Source organism: Paraburkholderia sp. BCC1886 (genome assembly GCF_900996245.1).
Taxonomy (GTDB): domain Bacteria; phylum Pseudomonadota; class Gammaproteobacteria; order Burkholderiales; family Burkholderiaceae; genus Paraburkholderia.
In genome coordinates this window covers 137,875-152,792 of sequence record NZ_CAAJGK010000040.1, presented here as the reverse complement: position 1 = coordinate 152,792, position 14,918 = coordinate 137,875, and the positions used below count along the sequence as shown (strand labels likewise).

The 14,918-nt window shown below is 65.6% G+C and carries 13 protein-coding genes; 6 read left to right on the top strand and 7 right to left on the bottom strand.

What is annotated here, in order from left to right:
- The first annotated feature begins 12 nt into the window (after positions 1-12).
- On the top strand, positions 13-984 hold the full coding sequence (locus tag FQ746_RS09755) for a thymidylate synthase (RefSeq protein ID WP_144108864.1): 972 nt from the start codon (positions 13-15) through the stop codon (positions 982-984).
- Positions 985-1,087: 103 nt separating this feature from the next.
- Here the strand turns inward: FQ746_RS09755 and FQ746_RS09750 are convergent, their stop codons facing one another.
- A complete protein-coding gene (locus FQ746_RS09750; protein ID WP_144108862.1) occupies positions 1,088-3,562 on the bottom strand; it encodes a DUF6600 domain-containing protein in 2,475 nt (824 codons plus the stop codon).
- A gap of 158 nt (positions 3,563-3,720) precedes the next feature.
- Positions 3,721-4,434 (bottom strand): ArsR/SmtB family transcription factor, encoded by a 714-nt coding sequence (locus FQ746_RS09745; protein ID WP_144108860.1) that lies wholly within the window; start codon positions 4,432-4,434, stop codon positions 3,721-3,723.
- Positions 4,435-4,641: 207 nt separating this feature from the next.
- On the opposite strand from FQ746_RS09745, the gene FQ746_RS34745 reads away from it, so the two are divergent.
- Together FQ746_RS34745 and FQ746_RS09740 are read left to right on the top strand one after the other, a co-directional pair.
- Positions 4,642-4,785, top strand: coding sequence for a hypothetical protein (locus FQ746_RS34745; RefSeq protein ID WP_186310680.1), 144 nt, complete (start codon positions 4,642-4,644; stop codon positions 4,783-4,785).
- Positions 4,786-4,879: 94 nt separating this feature from the next.
- Complete coding sequence (locus FQ746_RS09740; protein ID WP_144108858.1) at positions 4,880-5,386, top strand: acyl-CoA thioesterase; 507 nt, start codon at positions 4,880-4,882, stop codon at positions 5,384-5,386.
- A 45-nt stretch (positions 5,387-5,431) separates the two neighbouring features.
- Here FQ746_RS09740 and fumC read toward each other — a convergent pair whose 3' ends face one another.
- From fumC to FQ746_RS09715, 5 genes are all read right to left on the bottom strand, one after another.
- A complete protein-coding gene (gene fumC, locus FQ746_RS09735) occupies positions 5,432-6,832 on the bottom strand; it encodes a class II fumarate hydratase (RefSeq protein ID WP_144108856.1) in 1,401 nt (466 codons plus the stop codon).
- A 12-nt stretch (positions 6,833-6,844) separates the two neighbouring features.
- Positions 6,845-8,494, bottom strand: a complete 1,650-nt coding sequence (locus FQ746_RS09730) for a phospholipase D family protein (RefSeq protein ID WP_144108854.1) — start codon at positions 8,492-8,494, stop codon at positions 6,845-6,847.
- A gap of 152 nt (positions 8,495-8,646) precedes the next feature.
- Positions 8,647-9,609: a bile acid:sodium symporter family protein gene (locus FQ746_RS09725; RefSeq protein ID WP_144108852.1), complete on the bottom strand. Its 963-nt coding sequence runs from the start codon at positions 9,607-9,609 to the stop codon at positions 8,647-8,649.
- Between the two features lie 261 nt (positions 9,610-9,870).
- Positions 9,871-11,286, bottom strand: a complete 1,416-nt coding sequence (locus tag FQ746_RS09720) for an MATE family efflux transporter (RefSeq protein WP_144108850.1) — start codon at positions 11,284-11,286, stop codon at positions 9,871-9,873.
- A gap of 109 nt (positions 11,287-11,395) precedes the next feature.
- Entirely contained in the window at positions 11,396-11,614 is a 219-nt protein-coding gene (locus FQ746_RS09715; RefSeq protein WP_144108848.1) for an RNA-binding S4 domain-containing protein, read from the bottom strand.
- Positions 11,615-11,905: 291 nt separating this feature from the next.
- Here FQ746_RS09715 and FQ746_RS09710 point away from each other — a divergent pair, with 291 nt between their 5' ends.
- From FQ746_RS09710 to FQ746_RS09700, 3 genes are all read left to right on the top strand, one after another.
- Entirely contained in the window at positions 11,906-12,325 is a 420-nt protein-coding gene (locus tag FQ746_RS09710) for a hypothetical protein (protein ID WP_144108846.1), read from the top strand.
- 9 nt (positions 12,326-12,334) lie between these two features.
- Positions 12,335-12,607, top strand: a complete 273-nt coding sequence (locus FQ746_RS09705; RefSeq protein ID WP_144108844.1) for a hypothetical protein — start codon at positions 12,335-12,337, stop codon at positions 12,605-12,607.
- A 177-nt stretch (positions 12,608-12,784) separates the two neighbouring features.
- A complete protein-coding gene (locus FQ746_RS09700; protein WP_144108842.1) occupies positions 12,785-14,914 on the top strand; it encodes an ATP-dependent helicase in 2,130 nt (709 codons plus the stop codon).
- The last annotated feature ends 4 nt before the right edge of the window (positions 14,915-14,918 follow it).

The following is a 14,918-nucleotide window of genomic DNA, read 5'->3' as shown; positions in this document are numbered from 1 at the left end:
GAAGGAACCCGCATGAAACAATACCTCGACCTCGTCCGCACGATTCTCGACACCGGTACGTGGCAGGAGAACCGCACGGGCATCCGTACCATCAGCTTGCCCGGCGCGATGTTGCGCTTCGACCTCCAGCAGGGCTTTCCGGCGGTCACCACGAAAAAGCTGGCGTTCAAGTCGGCGGTCGGCGAACTGGTGGGTTTTCTGCGCGCGTCGCGCAGTGCCGCGGATTTTCGCGATCTCGGCTGCAAGGTGTGGGACGCGAACGCCAATCAGAATCCGCAATGGCTGGCTAATCCGTACCGCGAAGGCCCCGACGATCTCGGCGATGTGTACGGCGTGCAGTGGCGTCAGTGGCCGGCCTACAAGGTGCTGGATGCAAGCGCCGCTGCGCAGTTGACCGACGCACAGGAGCGCGGCTTCCAGGTCGTGACCGAGTTCGACGAGCAGGGCAGCCGCAAGGTGCTGCTTTACAAGGCGATCGACCAGTTGCGTCAGTGTCTGGACACGATCATGCAGAACCCGGCCGACCGGCGGATTCTGTTTCATGCGTGGAACCCGGCGGTGCTGGATCAGATCGCGTTGCCGGCGTGTCATCTGCTGTATCAGTTCCTGCCGAATGTTGCGCGCAAGGAAATTTCGCTGTGTCTTTATATCCGCAGCAACGACGTGGGTCTCGGCACGCCGTTCAATCTGACGGAAGGCGCGGCGCTGCTGCATCTGGTGGGCCGGCTGACCGGTTACACGCCGCGCTGGTTCACCTATTTCATCGGTGACGCGCATATCTACGAAAATCAGCTCGACATGCTGCAGCAGCAGTTGACGCGCGAACCGTACGAGAGCCCCGCATTCGCTATCTCGGACCGCGTGCCGGACTATGCGAAGACCGGCGTGTACGAGCCCGAATGGCTCGAGAAAATCGAGCCGTCGGATTTCTCGCTGGTCGGCTACCGGCATCATGAGCCGTTGACGGCGCCAATGGCGGTGTGAAACCCTTTGCCGGCTGCAGATTCGAAAAAAGCCCCTGCGATGTAAATCGCGGGGGCTTTTTCCATCTGCGCCAGTGAGGCTGGTAGCGGTCGGTAACCCGGTGTCAGCTTCTGTGGTGATCGTCGTGATTCCCACCGCCGCCACCACCGCCGCCGGGATGTTGCTCGGCGCGCTGCGGTTGCTGTTGCTGTTGCTGCGGATGCGGTTGCTGCTGCGCCTGCTGCGGATGAAATTCCTGCCGAGGCTGCTGCTGCGCCTGCTGCGGATGAAATTCCTGCCGAGGCTGTTGCTGACGGACAGGCTCCTGACGCGGCTCCTGCCGCGTTTCCTGCCGCGGCTGCTGAATCTGCTGCGGATGAAACTCCTGACGCGTCTGCTCCTGCGCCTGACCTTGTGCAAAACGCGGTGCCTGCGCACCTGCCGGACGCTCGCCTTGCGGACGAAACTCCGCTTGCCGCGCCTGTTGCACCGTCGCCGGATTCTCCGCCGGATGCGGGGCGGCCTGCTGAGGTCTGCCGCCGTTGGCTTGAGGTTCCGGGCGAGCCGTCTCACCCGCTCTTGTCTGTTCCCGCAGGTTCTGCTGGGCTTGCGCACCCTGCTGCGCCATCGGCGTATGCGGCTGGCCCCAAACCGGCTCGCGACGAGCTTCCGCGCCGGCTTGCTGTGGCATCCCACGTTGCTGCTGCGCGAAACCATTCTGTCCGCCGACGTTGGCCTGCGGAGGACGCGGCACGCCATTACCTGAGCGCTGCGCCTCAGCTGGCTGCGCCCGCACGTTAGCCATCTGCGGCGGCATGCCCGGACGCGCCGCCGGCGCACCGCCCATCCCTTCACCCGGCCGCTGCCCCGCCTGCATTCCGCCGGGCGCGCCTTGCCCACCCGGCGCCCCCGGCGCCGCCCCAGGCATCCGTCCCGCCTGATGCGACTGCACGACACGTACGTTCTGCATCGACGGAACGCCCATGCCAGCCGTCATATGCGCCGGCACGGAAGTGCGCACGATCGGCTGACCCGCGCCGGGCACGCGCCCGCCGCTTTGTGCAAAACGCTGCGCGAGACTGTCGTGATAAGCGGCCGGCAGCGTGGGACTACGCGTCGCCATCACCGGACGCGCCATTGCGCCCGCGCCAGGCCGGAAATTGGCATTGCGCAGTCCCGGCCCGAAGCTCTCCCGCACCGGCGCAATGCCCGGCGCTCCAGGATTGATGCGCGCGTTGCGCCATTGCTGCGGATCGACCCGCTGCGCGAAGCGGCCGACCGGCTGACCGTGCACGAAAGCCGTCGCCGGCACGGCCGTCAAGCCGCCCGGCGCGCGATAGTTGATGTAGGTGTTGTGGATATTCGTGACATTCACGTTCGTCACGTTGCGGTTGTACTCGTTGACGCGCTGGTAATAGCGCGGGCTCCAGTGATCGCGATCGCCCCAATGCGGATGCCACGCTTCGCCCGGACCGAGCGGGAACCACGCCACGCCCGCCGCGATCGCGCCGCCTATCGCCAGATTCACCCCCCAGTCCGCGCCGCCGCCGTCGTTGCCGACGAAGGCGACCAGCGCCGGCGCATACACCGGCGGCGCGTCCTCGACGACCGGCCCCGGCACCCAGGCCCAGGCGTCGTCGACATAGGCCCAGCGTCCGTAGTGGTAAGGGGCGAAGCCCCACGGCGCGTCGTCGACCCAGGTCCAGCCCCATGGCGCCTGCCAGACCCAGTGGCCGTCGTGATAAGGCGCCCAGCCCGCCGGCGTCGCACGCGGCACCCACACCTCGCCGTACTGCGGACTGCTGCGCCACGTGCCGTTAGCGTCCAGATCCTGATAGCCGGGAATATCGCGCGACACATAGCGCGCCGACACCGAGCGGTCCTCCGCGGCATCGCGGCTCATCGCCCACTGGTCGAACGCGTCGAGGCCGGGCGCGCCGTTGTTCGCGCTCTGCTGCAAATTCGTGCCCGCAAAGCGGATCTGCTGACCCGCCGCCACCGGCACCTGACCGTTCTCGCCGTACACCGTCGCGCTGCCGCTGCGCACGGTGACGGTGGTGCTGCTGCCGTCCGGCGCGACGTCGACCCGGTAGTCGCCGGGACCGTTCAGGCCGAGCGCGAGATTCGGCGTATCGATTTCGTACGACGTGCCCGGCGGCAGTTCCCGCACGCGTGCCGACAGGCTGCCCTGCACGACCTTCAGTTGCGCGCTGTCGTCGTCGAGCGCCAGCAGGTCGAGGCTGGTCGATTCGCCCAGACGCACGGCGGTCGAGCCGATGTGCAGTTCCGAGCGCGCATTGCGGTCGTTCCACAACTGATCGCCGGTCGTGAGCGGACGGTTGATCTGCGCATAGGACCAGTCGGTCGCGCCGGCCGGTTCGGTGGTCACCGTGCCCGCCGTGTAGTTCAGCCGCGCGACGCGGCCCGGCGGATCGGTGTCCGGATTCTGGGCAGACGCTGCCTGCTGCGCCGGATCGACGGTCTGCGCGGTGGTCTGGGCAAATGCGGCTTGAGCGGCTAACAGAAAAGTCGCTGCGGCGATCAGCGTGTAACGCAGCGTGCGATGAGCGGAATAGGGGATGGTGGCCAGTGGTCTCATGATCGTTCTCCAGCGGAGACGGCACCTGCCGTATCCGTGGATCACTGTACCTGCGGCGTTTGTTTCAAGGCCCGCACTTTTGTAAGGCCCTGGCATCAGCGTGTAACAAAAGGTCTCGATGACGCGGCGGTCGGCGGCGGACCGCGCGAATCCAAAGGTCAGCCTGCGAGAAACGCGTCGAAGTGACGATGCCCAGCCGGCGTGATGCGTAGAATCCGCGGCCGCGCGGTGCGTTCGACCCAGCCCTGTGCGGACCACGACGACAGCAGCGCCGCGCCGAGTGCGCCGCCCAGATGCGGGCGGCGTTCGCTCCAGTCGGGACAGGTGCAGGCGAAGCGGCGCCGGCGGCTTTTCTCGGCCGACAACTCGATGCCCCAGTCGGCGAGGCGTGCCGCCCCAGCGGGCGTCGCCTCCAGCGACGTGCCGTGCAGCGTCAGCAGGCCGCTCCCGACCAGCCGTTCGAACACACGCACCGACAGTTCGCCGGCCATATGGTCGTAACAGGTACGCGCGTAACGCATGTCCGACGGCACCGTGCGCACGGGCCGCGGCGTCGGCCGCTGCGGCGCGGTGGCTTGCGCGACGTTGGCGAGCGCTTCGATCGACGCTGCGATTTCCGGCGAGGCAATGCGGAAATAGCGATGCCGTCCGCGCACCTCGGCCGCCAGCAGGCCGCCGTCGGTCAGGCGCGCGAGATGGGCGCTGGCCGCCGAGGGCGAGAGTCCCGCGATCATCGTGAGTTCGCCGGCGGGTCGCGCGCTGCCGTCCATCAGCGACCAGAGCATCGCGGCGCGCCCCGGGTCGGCGAGCAGGGCGCCGATGCGGCTCAAACCGGGGAAGTGCTGCGGTTCGTCTGTCGGGTGGGTGGTCATGGAGGTCTCCGGTGAGCGGGGGCGGTGTTGGCGGCGGCGCGCTGTCGTATCGACTTTAAACGCTCGCGGCACGCGACGTTTCAGTCTGGCGTGAACAATCGAATCCCCGCGCATCGCTCCCGCTGCCCCGGTCGCCACCTTGCGCTCCAGCGTAGCGCAAGGTGGCCAGGCTAGAATCCAGGTCTGTCTTCGTGGGAAATCGCAGTCATGAAAACGTTTCTGGCCGTCGCGGCGGCGGTTTTGCTGTTCAGTGCGTGCGCGCAAGGCGGCGCGGGTTCGTCGGGCGGGGCGGGGACGGGCAGCATCTCGATGTACGGCACCCTCGACGAAGGCATTACCTTCCATAAATAAGCGTCATAAGCAAACGCCGGACAGAGCGCGACTTGGCCATATTGCACTCGTATAATCGCCACCTTTGCCCCACATGCGATTGACCGGAGTCAACATGAGCACCCAACCCGTTGCGCCGCTGGACCGTTCGGAAACCACTTTCCGCTTTCTCGCCGAGCCGATTTCCGTCAATTTCGGCGGCAAGGTGCACGGCGGCGCCCTGATGAAATGGATCGACGAAACGGCCTACGCGTGCGCGGCCGTGTGGTCGGGGCGCTATTGCGTGACGGTCAGCGTGGGCAATATCCGCTTTCGCCGGCCGATTCTGGTCGGCAATCTGGTCGAATTGCGCGCCCGCGTGGTGGCGACCGGCCGGACCAGCATGCATATTCACGTGTCCGTGCAGGCGGGCGATCCGAAGGGCGGCGAGTTGCTGCAAACCACCGACTGCCTGGTCGTGATGGTCGCGGTCAACGAGAACGGTCGTCCCGTGCCGGTGCCGGCGTTCGTGCCCGAGACGGACGAGCAGAGGCGGCTGGCCAAATACGCGCTGGACGTGAAAGAAGCGCTCGACGCGATCGTCGAGCTGAAACCGGAAGAAGTGGCGCAGGGCAAAGTCTGATTGCCCGAAGAGCGGCGCCTTCGCGCCGCTCTTCAAAACCGTCGGTCAGGCCGCTGAATTCCCCACCATATCTTTCGGCTTGACCCACTCGTCGAACTGCTGCTCGGTGACGAAGCCGAGCTTCAACGCCGACGCCTTCAGCGTGGTGCCTTCCTTGTGCGCCTGTTTCGCGATCTTGGCGGCCTTGTCGTAGCCGATATGCGGATTGAGCGCCGTCACCAGCATCAGCGATTCGTTGAGCAGCGTTTCGATCCGGTCGTGATTCGGTTCGATACCGACCGCGCAGTTGTCGTTGAAACTGGTCGCGCCGTCGGCCAGCAGACGGATGGATTGCAGCACGTTGTGCGCGATCATCGGCCGGAACACGTTCAATTCGAAGTTGCCGCTCGCGCCGCCGATATTCACGGCGACGTCGTTGCCGAACACCTGCGCGCACAGCATGGTCAGTGCTTCGGATTGAGTCGGATTGACCTTGCCAGGCATGATCGAGCTACCCGGTTCGTTCTCCGGAATCGACAGTTCGCCGAGGCCGCAGCGCGGGCCGCTGGCGAGCCAGCGAACGTCGTTGGCAATCTTGTTCAGGCTTGCCGCGACCGTCTTCAACGCGCCGTGCGCGAACACCAGCGCATCGGCTGCGGCCATCACTTCGAATTTGTTCGGCGCCGACACGAACGGCACGCCCGTCAGTTTGGCGATGGCTGCCGCGACCTGATCCGCGAACTTCGGATGCGCGTTCAGACCCGTGCCGACCGCGGTGCCGCCCTGCGCCAGTTCGTACAGATGAGGTAGCGCGGATTCGACGTGGCGCAGCCCATGATCCAGTTGCGCGACATAACCCGAGAACTCCTGGCCGAGCGTGAGCGGCGTCGCATCCTGCAGATGCGTCCGGCCGATCTTGACGATGCCCGCAAACGCTTTGGCTTTCGCGTCGAGCGTCGCGCGCAGCGTCTTCAGCGCCGGCAGCAGATGCTTGACGATCGCGTCGGCGGCGGCCACGTGCATCGCGGTCGGGAACACGTCGTTGGACGACTGGCCGCGATTCACGTCGTCGTTCGGATGCACCTTGCGCGCTTCGCCGCGCTCGCCGCCGAGCAGCTCGCTCGCGCGATTGGCGATCACCTCGTTGAGGTTCATGTTGGTCTGCGTGCCGGAGCCGGTCTGCCAGACCGCGAGCGGAAACTCGTCGGGATGGTGGCCGGCGATGATTTCGTCGGCCGCTGCGATGATTGCCTTCGCCTTGCTCTCGTCGAGCACGCCGAGGCCGTGATTCACTTCGGCGGCGGCGCGCTTGATGATGGCCAGTGCGTTGATCAGTTCCGGCGACTGCTTCTCGCTGGAGATGCGGAAATTCTGCAGCGAGCGCTGCGTCTGCGCGCCCCACAGGCGGGCGTTCGGCACTTCGATTTCACCGAAGGTATCGCGTTCCAACCGTACGTCGTCAGCCATGTTCCACTCCACTCAAAGTTGTGCGTTGACAGGTAGCAAGGAGAATAGACCCGTCAGCGCGTTGCGGTAAAAACCCGCTTGCGGATCGAAGATATAGGTGCGGCGCCGGCCGTTCTCGACATCGCTCCAGACGAGCGGCGAGAGCGGCGCGCCGACCGAGCGCAAATAGGCGATCTGACGGTCGTCCGCCAGCGTGACCTGGTAGCTGACCTCGGGCGTGACGCCACGATCGAACATCTGCGCGACCTGACCGGCGAGTACCGGACTGTGAATGACCAGCGCCAGTTCGGTGTTCAGATTGGCCGAGCGTGGGTCGAGGTTCATCGAGCCGATCACCAGAATGCTGCGGTCGATCACATAGGTTTTCGCATGCAGGCTGGAGCGCGACTGCGAGCCGGCGATGCCCGCGCGCGGCGTTTCCTGAGTCGGCTTGAACTCGTAGAGCTCGACGCCTTGTCGTAGCAGCGGCACGCGAAACGGACTGTAGCCTGCCTGCACCGCGACGGCGTCGGTTGCGGCGAGCGAGTTGGTGAGAATCGCGACGCGCACGCCGCGCTTCGTCAGCACGCCGACGGCCTGCACACCTGCTTCGTGCGGCACGAAGTAGGGCGACACGACGAGGAAATCCTTCTGCGCATCGCGCATCAGTTCGCCGAGCCGATGCATCGGCGGACTCACGTAGTCGGGCGACGGGGCCGCGATTTTTTCCGGCAGGTCCGCGTGAAACTCCGCGCTGGCCCACGTCAGGCCAAGCTGATCGCTCGTGATCTGCGCGGCGAGCGGCGTCGCGTTCAGTGGTTTGGCGTTGTACGGATCGGCGTTGGTGCGCCAGTGCTGACGCAAGTCGTCGCGGGTCTGGTCGAGCACCTTCGCGTCGAACTTCTGCTTGTTCAGCACGCTCAGCGGATACGACATGCTGCTGTTCCAGTAGTCGTCGAAACTCGCGGACACGTCGGCGGTAATCGGGCCCGCGGCCAGCACGTCGAGGTCGCGGAACTGCAGCGTTTCGCTCGCGCTGAAATACTCGTCGCCGAGATTGCGGCCGCCGACGATCGCCAGCTGGTTGTCCGCGATCATCGCCTTGTTATGCATGCGGCGCGTGAAGTGGCCGATCTGCGTGAAGACATTCGTCGTGCGCTCGAACACGCCTTCCTGTGCGCTGCCGAACGGATTGAACACGCGAATCTCGATGTTCTCGTGCGAGTTCAGGCCCGCCATGATCTGATCGATGTCCTTGAAGTTCAGATCGTCGACCAGCATGCGTACGTGCACGCCATGGTCGGCCGCATACAGCGCGGCGCCGAGCAGCAGCTTGCCGGTCGTGTCCTCGTTGGCGATGTAGTACTGCATGTCGAGCGTTTTCGTCGCGGCGCGCGCGAGCGCAATGCGCATCTGCAACGCGTCGGTGCCGCTCGAAAGCACGCGGAAACCGGACTGATCGGGATGGGCCCCTTCGAGCGGCGCGAGTGCGGTATGGAGTGGACTAGATGCGGTCGCCGGCAACGCGTGCGTGATGTGGCGATCGAATGCGGTGGCAGGCGGTTTGCTCGCGCAGGCGGTCAAACATGCCGCCGCGCAGCACAACAGGAAAAAAAACCTCGTTGTGCTGAACGCGCCCGGACTTCGCCGGGCGCCTTGATTCTGATATCGATACCCCGGCACGCCTGTTCTCCCCTTTATGCAGCTTTCGTGGCAGCGGCGCGGCCAGTTTGCCCGGCTCGCACGGCTGAGAAACGCATTCTAAGGGGATTTGGACGGCAGGGTTTTCCTGTTTTACATGGCTGGTCAGCGGTAGGCGAGCCGCTGGCCGTGGCCTAGCCGCGTCGCTTCGCGGCGAGCGACGGCTCGCTCTCCGCATGCGTCGAGCCCTTCGCCGGACGTCCGGCCCAGTAGCCGGCCAGCAGCGATCCGGAGAGGTTGTGCCACACCGAGAACAGCGCGCCGGGCAATGCCGCGATCGGCGTGAAATACAGCTTGCCGAGCGTGGCCGCGAGGCCGGAGTTCTGCATGCCCACTTCGATGGCGAGCGTGCGGCATACGGCTTCGTCGAAGCCGAGCAGACGTCCGCCCCAGTAGCCGCCCAGCAGACCGATACCGTTGTGCAGCACCACGCCCAGCATCACCACGAGGCCGACCGACGCAATGCTCTTCTGCGTGCCGCCCACCACTGCGCCGATGATCAGCAGGATCGCGACCATCGAGATGAGCGGCAGAATCCATTCGATCTTCCGCACGAACCTGCCGAACAGATGGTTGATGACCAGCCCGACCACGATGGGCAGCGCGACGATCTGCAGGATGCTCATCAGCATGCCGTGCACGTCGACGGCAATCGACGCATCCACGTAAAGACGCGTGAGCAGCGGCGTCGCGAAGACGCCGACCAGCGTCGAGAGCGCGCTGATGGTCACCGACAACGCGACGTCGCCGCGCGCCAGATAGATCATCACGTTCGACGCCGTGCCGCTCGCGACGCTGCCGACCAGCACCATGCCGGCGGTCAGATCCGGCGGCATGCGCAGCGCCTTCGCGATGACCCACGCGGCGAGCGGCATCACCAGGTAATGCAGCACGATGCCGGCGACCACCGGCGCGGGCCGCGTGAAGACGCGCTGGAAATCCGCCACGGAAAGCGTGACGCCCATCGACAGCATGATGATGGTCAGCAACGTGGTGACGTGCGGCGAAACGCCGGCGAACGTAGCAGGCGAGAAATAAGCCGCGATCGAAACGAGCACGGCCCAAAGCGGAAACAGACGGGTGACGCGGGCAAGCATGACGGTTGGTCCTTGATTATGTTTATAGCGAGTAGCGACGGGCAACAAGCAAGGCCGGCGCGCAAAGGTAGCTGCCGGGTCCGGCCTGCGAATCAGGGCAGGTGCCGCGCGGAAACGGAAAACCCGGCGAACCGGGCGAACCCGGCAGCTGATCAGCGCTCGGGCGGCGCGGGCCTTCGTGAGGCGCGCGCACGATGTCTGCCAGGCCACGCGGATGAGCGCGGCCCGGACAAAGCGCGCATTTTACCCGCTGCGGCGATGTCAGCTGGCGGGCGTGCCGCCCGCCGCGTCGCTCGCGGCGAGGCCCGGCCGCAGGCTCAGTTTGTGAAAGCGCAGCGTCATCAGCACGGCGACGCTGGTGAGACCCGCCGCGAGTCCCCACCACAAACCGCGCGCGCCGAGCCCGAAGTGAAACGCGAGCAGGTAGCCGGTCGGAAAACCGATGACCCAGTAGCCGAAGGTGGCGACGATCATCGGCACGCGCGTGTCTTTCAGGCCGCGCAGACAGCCGGAGCCGACCGTCTGCATCCCGTCGACGATCTGGAAAATCGCCGCCACGCCGAGCAGCGAACTCGCCAGCGCGACGGTCGCCGCATTGGCCGGATCGTCGAGATGCAGATACAGGCCGACGATCCACTGCGGCGCGGCAACCAGCACGATGCCCGATAGCGCCATGAAGCCGACGCCCAGCGCCAGCGCAACGAAGCCCGCATGACGCGCGGCGAGCGGCTGGCCGGCGCCCGCCCAGAAGCTCACGCGGACATTGCCCGCCTGGCCGATGGCGAGCGGCACCATGAACGACACCGACGCGACGTTCAGCGCGATCTGGTGCGCCGCCAGTTGCGATTCGCCGAGCAGCCCGACCATCAGGCCGGTCGCGAGAAAGAGCGTCGATTCGACGCCGTAGGTGATCATCACCGGCCAGCCGATGCTGAACAGCTCGCTCATCAGCGGCACGTTCGGCCGGGTGGCGACTACGAAATGGCGGAAGCGCGGCCGCAGGTGCAGCAGGGCCATCAGCACGAGCGTGCCGAGCCAGACGGTGATCGACGTCGCGGCGGCCGAACCGAGAAAGCCGAGCCGCGGCAGTCCGTGAGCCCCGTGAATCAGCCCGTAGTTGAGAAAGCCGTTCACCACCACGCTGATCAGCGACACCCATAACAGGCGCTTCGCCGCGCCGATCGCAGGCAGGAACGCGCGCAGCAGACCGACGCCGATCATGCTGCCCGGCGCGCCCCAGCGCAGCACGGCTGCGTAATCGCCGACGTTGTGCGCGAGCAGCGCCGGTTCGCCCACGGCCAGCAGGATGGGCGTCGCAAACGAGAGCAGGCAGAACGCCGGCACCGACAGCAGCACGGCGAGCAGCAAACCGGTCCAGTAGATGTGCGGCACGAGCCCGTCGTTGCGGGCGCCGCGCGCGTGCGACACGCTCACGCTGACGGAAGTCAGCACGCCTTGCAGCAGCGTGACCACGACGAAGAACAGATTCGCGCCGAGGCCGCCCGCAGCCAGCGCGTCCGGCCCGAGCGAGCCGAGCAGGATGGTGTCGGTGACGCCCATGGCCATCTGCGAGAGTTGCGCGATGGCGAGCGGGGTCGCAAGCCTGGCCGTGTCGGCGGCGTGGCGGCCGAAGGTGGGCGGTGGAACGACGGCACGCGTGAAGCGGGATTGAGTCATCGAGCGAAGTTCGGCGGATGCCGGATGGCCGAAGCAGGTTGGAAGCGGCGCTCAAACCCAGCGGCGGTAAGGGCCGCGGCGTAAGAAGCAATACACGGCGGCGGCAAGTTCAAGCCTCGTGGACCGCGATGCGCGTATCGCCCAGCAGCACCACTTGTCCCGCGCGGATTTTGCAGGTTTTACGCGTTTCGACCAAGCCGTCGACGGTCACGGCGCCGTCGGCAACCATCGTTTTGGCTTGCCCACCGCTGTCCGCGAGGCCCGTTATCTTCAGGAGATTGTGCAGTTCGACATAGTCGCCGGTCAGTGTGAAATCGAGATTGGGCATGGCGTTTGCACCTTCAGACAAAGGGTTCGCATCATAAGCCAGAAGCTTGCCCCGAGATGGAAATCGCGTGAACCCCTGACCCGAAGCGACTTCTGCAAGCAGGTGTTATGCAGTTGTCAGAAAGTGAAACGTTGCGTAACACTGGTCGTCGTATCGCAACTTCACTCGTAAAGTTCGGGTCAGTAGCAAAACATGCTGATTTTAGCTTGAAGACCGGGCGAGGCGCGCCGACCTACGATGCACCGCGCCGGAGATGACGCCCGTGTCACGACAACTTTAGGAGGATTCGTCATGACCCAGATTCGTACGCTGTTGATCGGTACCGCCCTGACCGCCTTTGCCGCGACCGCTGCCGTCGCGCAAACCGCCCAGCCGCAGGCTCAGGACACGACGTCTGTTGCGCCCGCCGCGCAGGGCGTCCAGCCCGTCACGCCGCCGCCGATGCGCCTGACGGCATCGGGTTCGACCGATCCGCTGGTGCAGAAGCGCGACGCCAACGCGCAGGCCAATGCCGATTACAAGGCATCGAAGAAGGCATCGCAAGCCGCGCTGAAGGATCAGCAGAAGGCCGCCAAGGCGCAATACAAGGAGCAGGTGCGCGACGCCAAGATCAACAAGAAGGCGGACAAGCAGACCGCCAACAACGAAATGAAGATGAACATGCAGGGTCAGACGTCCGACATGCAGCCGGGCGTGGATACCAAGCAATAAGGAGGCGCGATGAATCTCGACAAACCGATGAAACCGCGGCTTTACGCGGCATTGATCGCCGCGTGTCTGTCGACTGGCGCGTTCGCGCAGGCTAGCGACCCCGCAGCGGCTGCGCCTGCTCCGGCGACACATGCGGACAAGAAGGCGGCCAAAGCGCAGACCAAGGCCGATAAAAAGGCTTCGGTCGCGCAGGCCAAGGCCGACAAGAAGAAGACCGACGCGCAAGCCGACGCCGACAAGGCTGGCGCCGACGCCAATCTGAAGAACGCGAAGGATCAGTAGGACGGCAGGGCGGTTCGATGCCCAGACAGCCCGGAGCGCCTCGTGCGCGCCGGGCTGTTTTTTTAACTGTTGGTTTGCTCCCTCGTTCGTTGGAAATAAGGGTCGCTTGTCTCGCGCGGTTGTATGGATATACAGTATGCGTCGCCGTCCCGATCCCCTTTTTGACGCAGACCCACTGTGACTTCCGTCGCCGAATCTCCGCCGCCGTTCGATACCGCAGCCTGGCTGGCCAAACTCAACGAGGCGCAACGCGAAGCCGTCGAACACGGCGCCGATACGCCCGACGCTCCGCCCGGCGCGCTGCTGGTCATCGCGGGCGCCGGCTCCGGCAAGACCAACACGCTGGCGCATCGCGTAGCGAACCTGCTGTTGAAGGGTGCCGATCCGCGCCGCATCCTGCTGCTGACTTTCTCCCGGCGCGCCGCGCTCGAAATGACGCGACGCGTGACGCGCATCGCGAGCCACGCGCTCGGCACCAAAGCGGCGCTCGCGCAAGGACTCACCTGGTCCGGCACTTTCCACAGCGTCGGCGCGCGGCTGCTACGCGAATATGCCGACGCCATCGACCTCGCGCCGGCCTTCACGATCAACGACCGCGAAGATTCCGCGGATCTGATGAATCTGGTGCGTCACGAACTCGGTCTGTCGGCGAAGGAGCGGCGCTTCCCGACCAAAAACACGTGCTTCGCCATTTACTCGCGCGTCGTGAACACCAGCGGCTCGCTCGCTCACGTGCTCGAACACGCGTTCCCGTGGTGCGCCGAATGGGAGCCGGACTTGCGCCGGCTGTTCGCCGCGTACGTCGAGGCCAAGCAGAAGCAGAGCGTGCTCGACTACGACGACCTGCTGCTCTACTGGTCGCACATGGCCGCCGAGCCGTCCATCGCGGCCGATCTGTCGGCGCGCTTCGATCACGTGCTGGTCGACGAGTATCAGGACACCAACCGCTTGCAGGCGTCTATCCTGCTCGCGCTGAAACCCGACGGGCGCGGCCTGACCGTGGTCGGCGACGACGCGCAGTCCATCTATTCGTTTCGCGGCGCCACGGTGCGCAATATTCTCGACTTTCCCGCCCACTTCGACCCGCCAGCGCGGCAGATCACGCTCGAGCGCAATTACCGTTCGACTGCGCCGATACTGGCGGCGTCGAACGCGGTCATCGAACTGGCCAGCGAGCGCTACACGAAGAACCTGTGGACCGATACGGCGTCGGCGCAGCGGCCGCGGCTGGTCAGCGTGGCCGACGAAGCCGACCAGGCGCGCTATATCGTCGAGCAGGTGCTGGAGGCGCGCGAGCAGGGCATGACGTTGAAGTCCCAAGCCGTGCTGTTTCGCGCCGCGCATCACAGCGCCGCGCTCGAGATCGAACTCACGCGTCGCAATATCCCGTTCGTGAAGTTCGGCGGACTGAAGTTTCTCGACTCCGTGCACGTGAAAGACCTGCTGGCCGTGCTGCGCTGGGCGGAGAATCCGCGCGATCGCGTGGCCGGGTTTCGCGTCGTGCAACTGCTGCCGGGCGTCGGGCCGGCCACCGCGGCGAAGCTGCTGGACGACATCGTCGCGCGGGCCGGTGGGGGCAATCCGGCCGATACCGCCGGCGGCGCGCTGGCCGCGTTCGCACCGCCCGCGCGCGCACGGGAAGACTGGCATCCGTTCGTCGAGCTGATGTCGAGCGTGTACGGACGGCAAACGCCGTGGCCCGCCGAGTTCGAACAGGTGCGGCGCTGGTACGAGCCGCATCTGGAGCGCAATCACGAAGACGCGGCTATCCGCCATGGCGACGTGATGCAGATGGAGAGCATCGCGGCCACTTATGCGTCGCGCGAGCGCTTCCTGACCGAACTCACGCTCGATCCGCCCGACGCGACCAGCGACGAATCCGGCGTGCCGCTCATGGACGAGGACTATCTGATTCTCTCGACCATCCATTCGGCGAAAGGGCAGGAGTGGCGCAACGTGTTCGTGCTGAACGGCGTGGACGGCTGCATTCCGTCCGATCTCGGTACCGGCAGCGAAGCGGAGATCGACGAAGAGCGGCGGCTGCTTTACGTCGCTATGACGCGGGCGAAGGAGGATCTGCATATCGTCGTGCCGCAGCGCTTCTACGTGCACAACCAGACGCATATGGGCGACCGTCACGTGTGGGCGTCGCGCACGCGCTTCATCCCCGCGCACCTGCTGCCGTTGTTCGATGCCTATGCGTGGCCGCGAGTGCCGGTGCCAAGCGCGCCTACCGCGGCGGGACTGGCCGCGGCGGCGCGCGCGAAAGTCGAGATCGGCGCGAAACTCAGGAAGATGTGGGATTGACGGG

Excerpts from the sequence above, each read along its gene's own strand:
- FQ746_RS09745 (WP_144108860.1), bottom strand. The coding sequence starts at position 4,434 with ATGACCACCCACCCGACAGACGAACCGCAGCACTTCCCCGGTTTGAGC.
- FQ746_RS09705 (WP_144108844.1), top strand. The coding sequence starts at position 12,335 with ATGAATCTCGACAAACCGATGAAACCGCGGCTTTACGCGGCATTGATC.
- FQ746_RS09710 (WP_144108846.1), top strand. The coding sequence starts at position 11,906 with ATGACCCAGATTCGTACGCTGTTGATCGGTACCGCCCTGACCGCCTTT.
- fumC (WP_144108856.1), bottom strand. The coding sequence starts at position 6,832 with ATGGCTGACGACGTACGGTTGGAACGCGATACCTTCGGTGAAATCGAA.
- FQ746_RS09750 (WP_144108862.1), bottom strand. The coding sequence starts at position 3,562 with ATGAGACCACTGGCCACCATCCCCTATTCCGCTCATCGCACGCTGCGT.
- FQ746_RS09755 (WP_144108864.1), top strand. The coding sequence starts at position 13 with ATGAAACAATACCTCGACCTCGTCCGCACGATTCTCGACACCGGTACG.
- FQ746_RS09725 (WP_144108852.1), bottom strand. The coding sequence starts at position 9,609 with ATGCTTGCCCGCGTCACCCGTCTGTTTCCGCTTTGGGCCGTGCTCGTT.
- FQ746_RS34745 (WP_186310680.1), top strand. The coding sequence starts at position 4,642 with ATGAAAACGTTTCTGGCCGTCGCGGCGGCGGTTTTGCTGTTCAGTGCG.
- FQ746_RS09715 (WP_144108848.1), bottom strand. The coding sequence starts at position 11,614 with ATGCCCAATCTCGATTTCACACTGACCGGCGACTATGTCGAACTGCAC.
- FQ746_RS09720 (WP_144108850.1), bottom strand. The coding sequence starts at position 11,286 with ATGACTCAATCCCGCTTCACGCGTGCCGTCGTTCCACCGCCCACCTTC.
- FQ746_RS09740 (WP_144108858.1), top strand. The coding sequence starts at position 4,880 with ATGAGCACCCAACCCGTTGCGCCGCTGGACCGTTCGGAAACCACTTTC.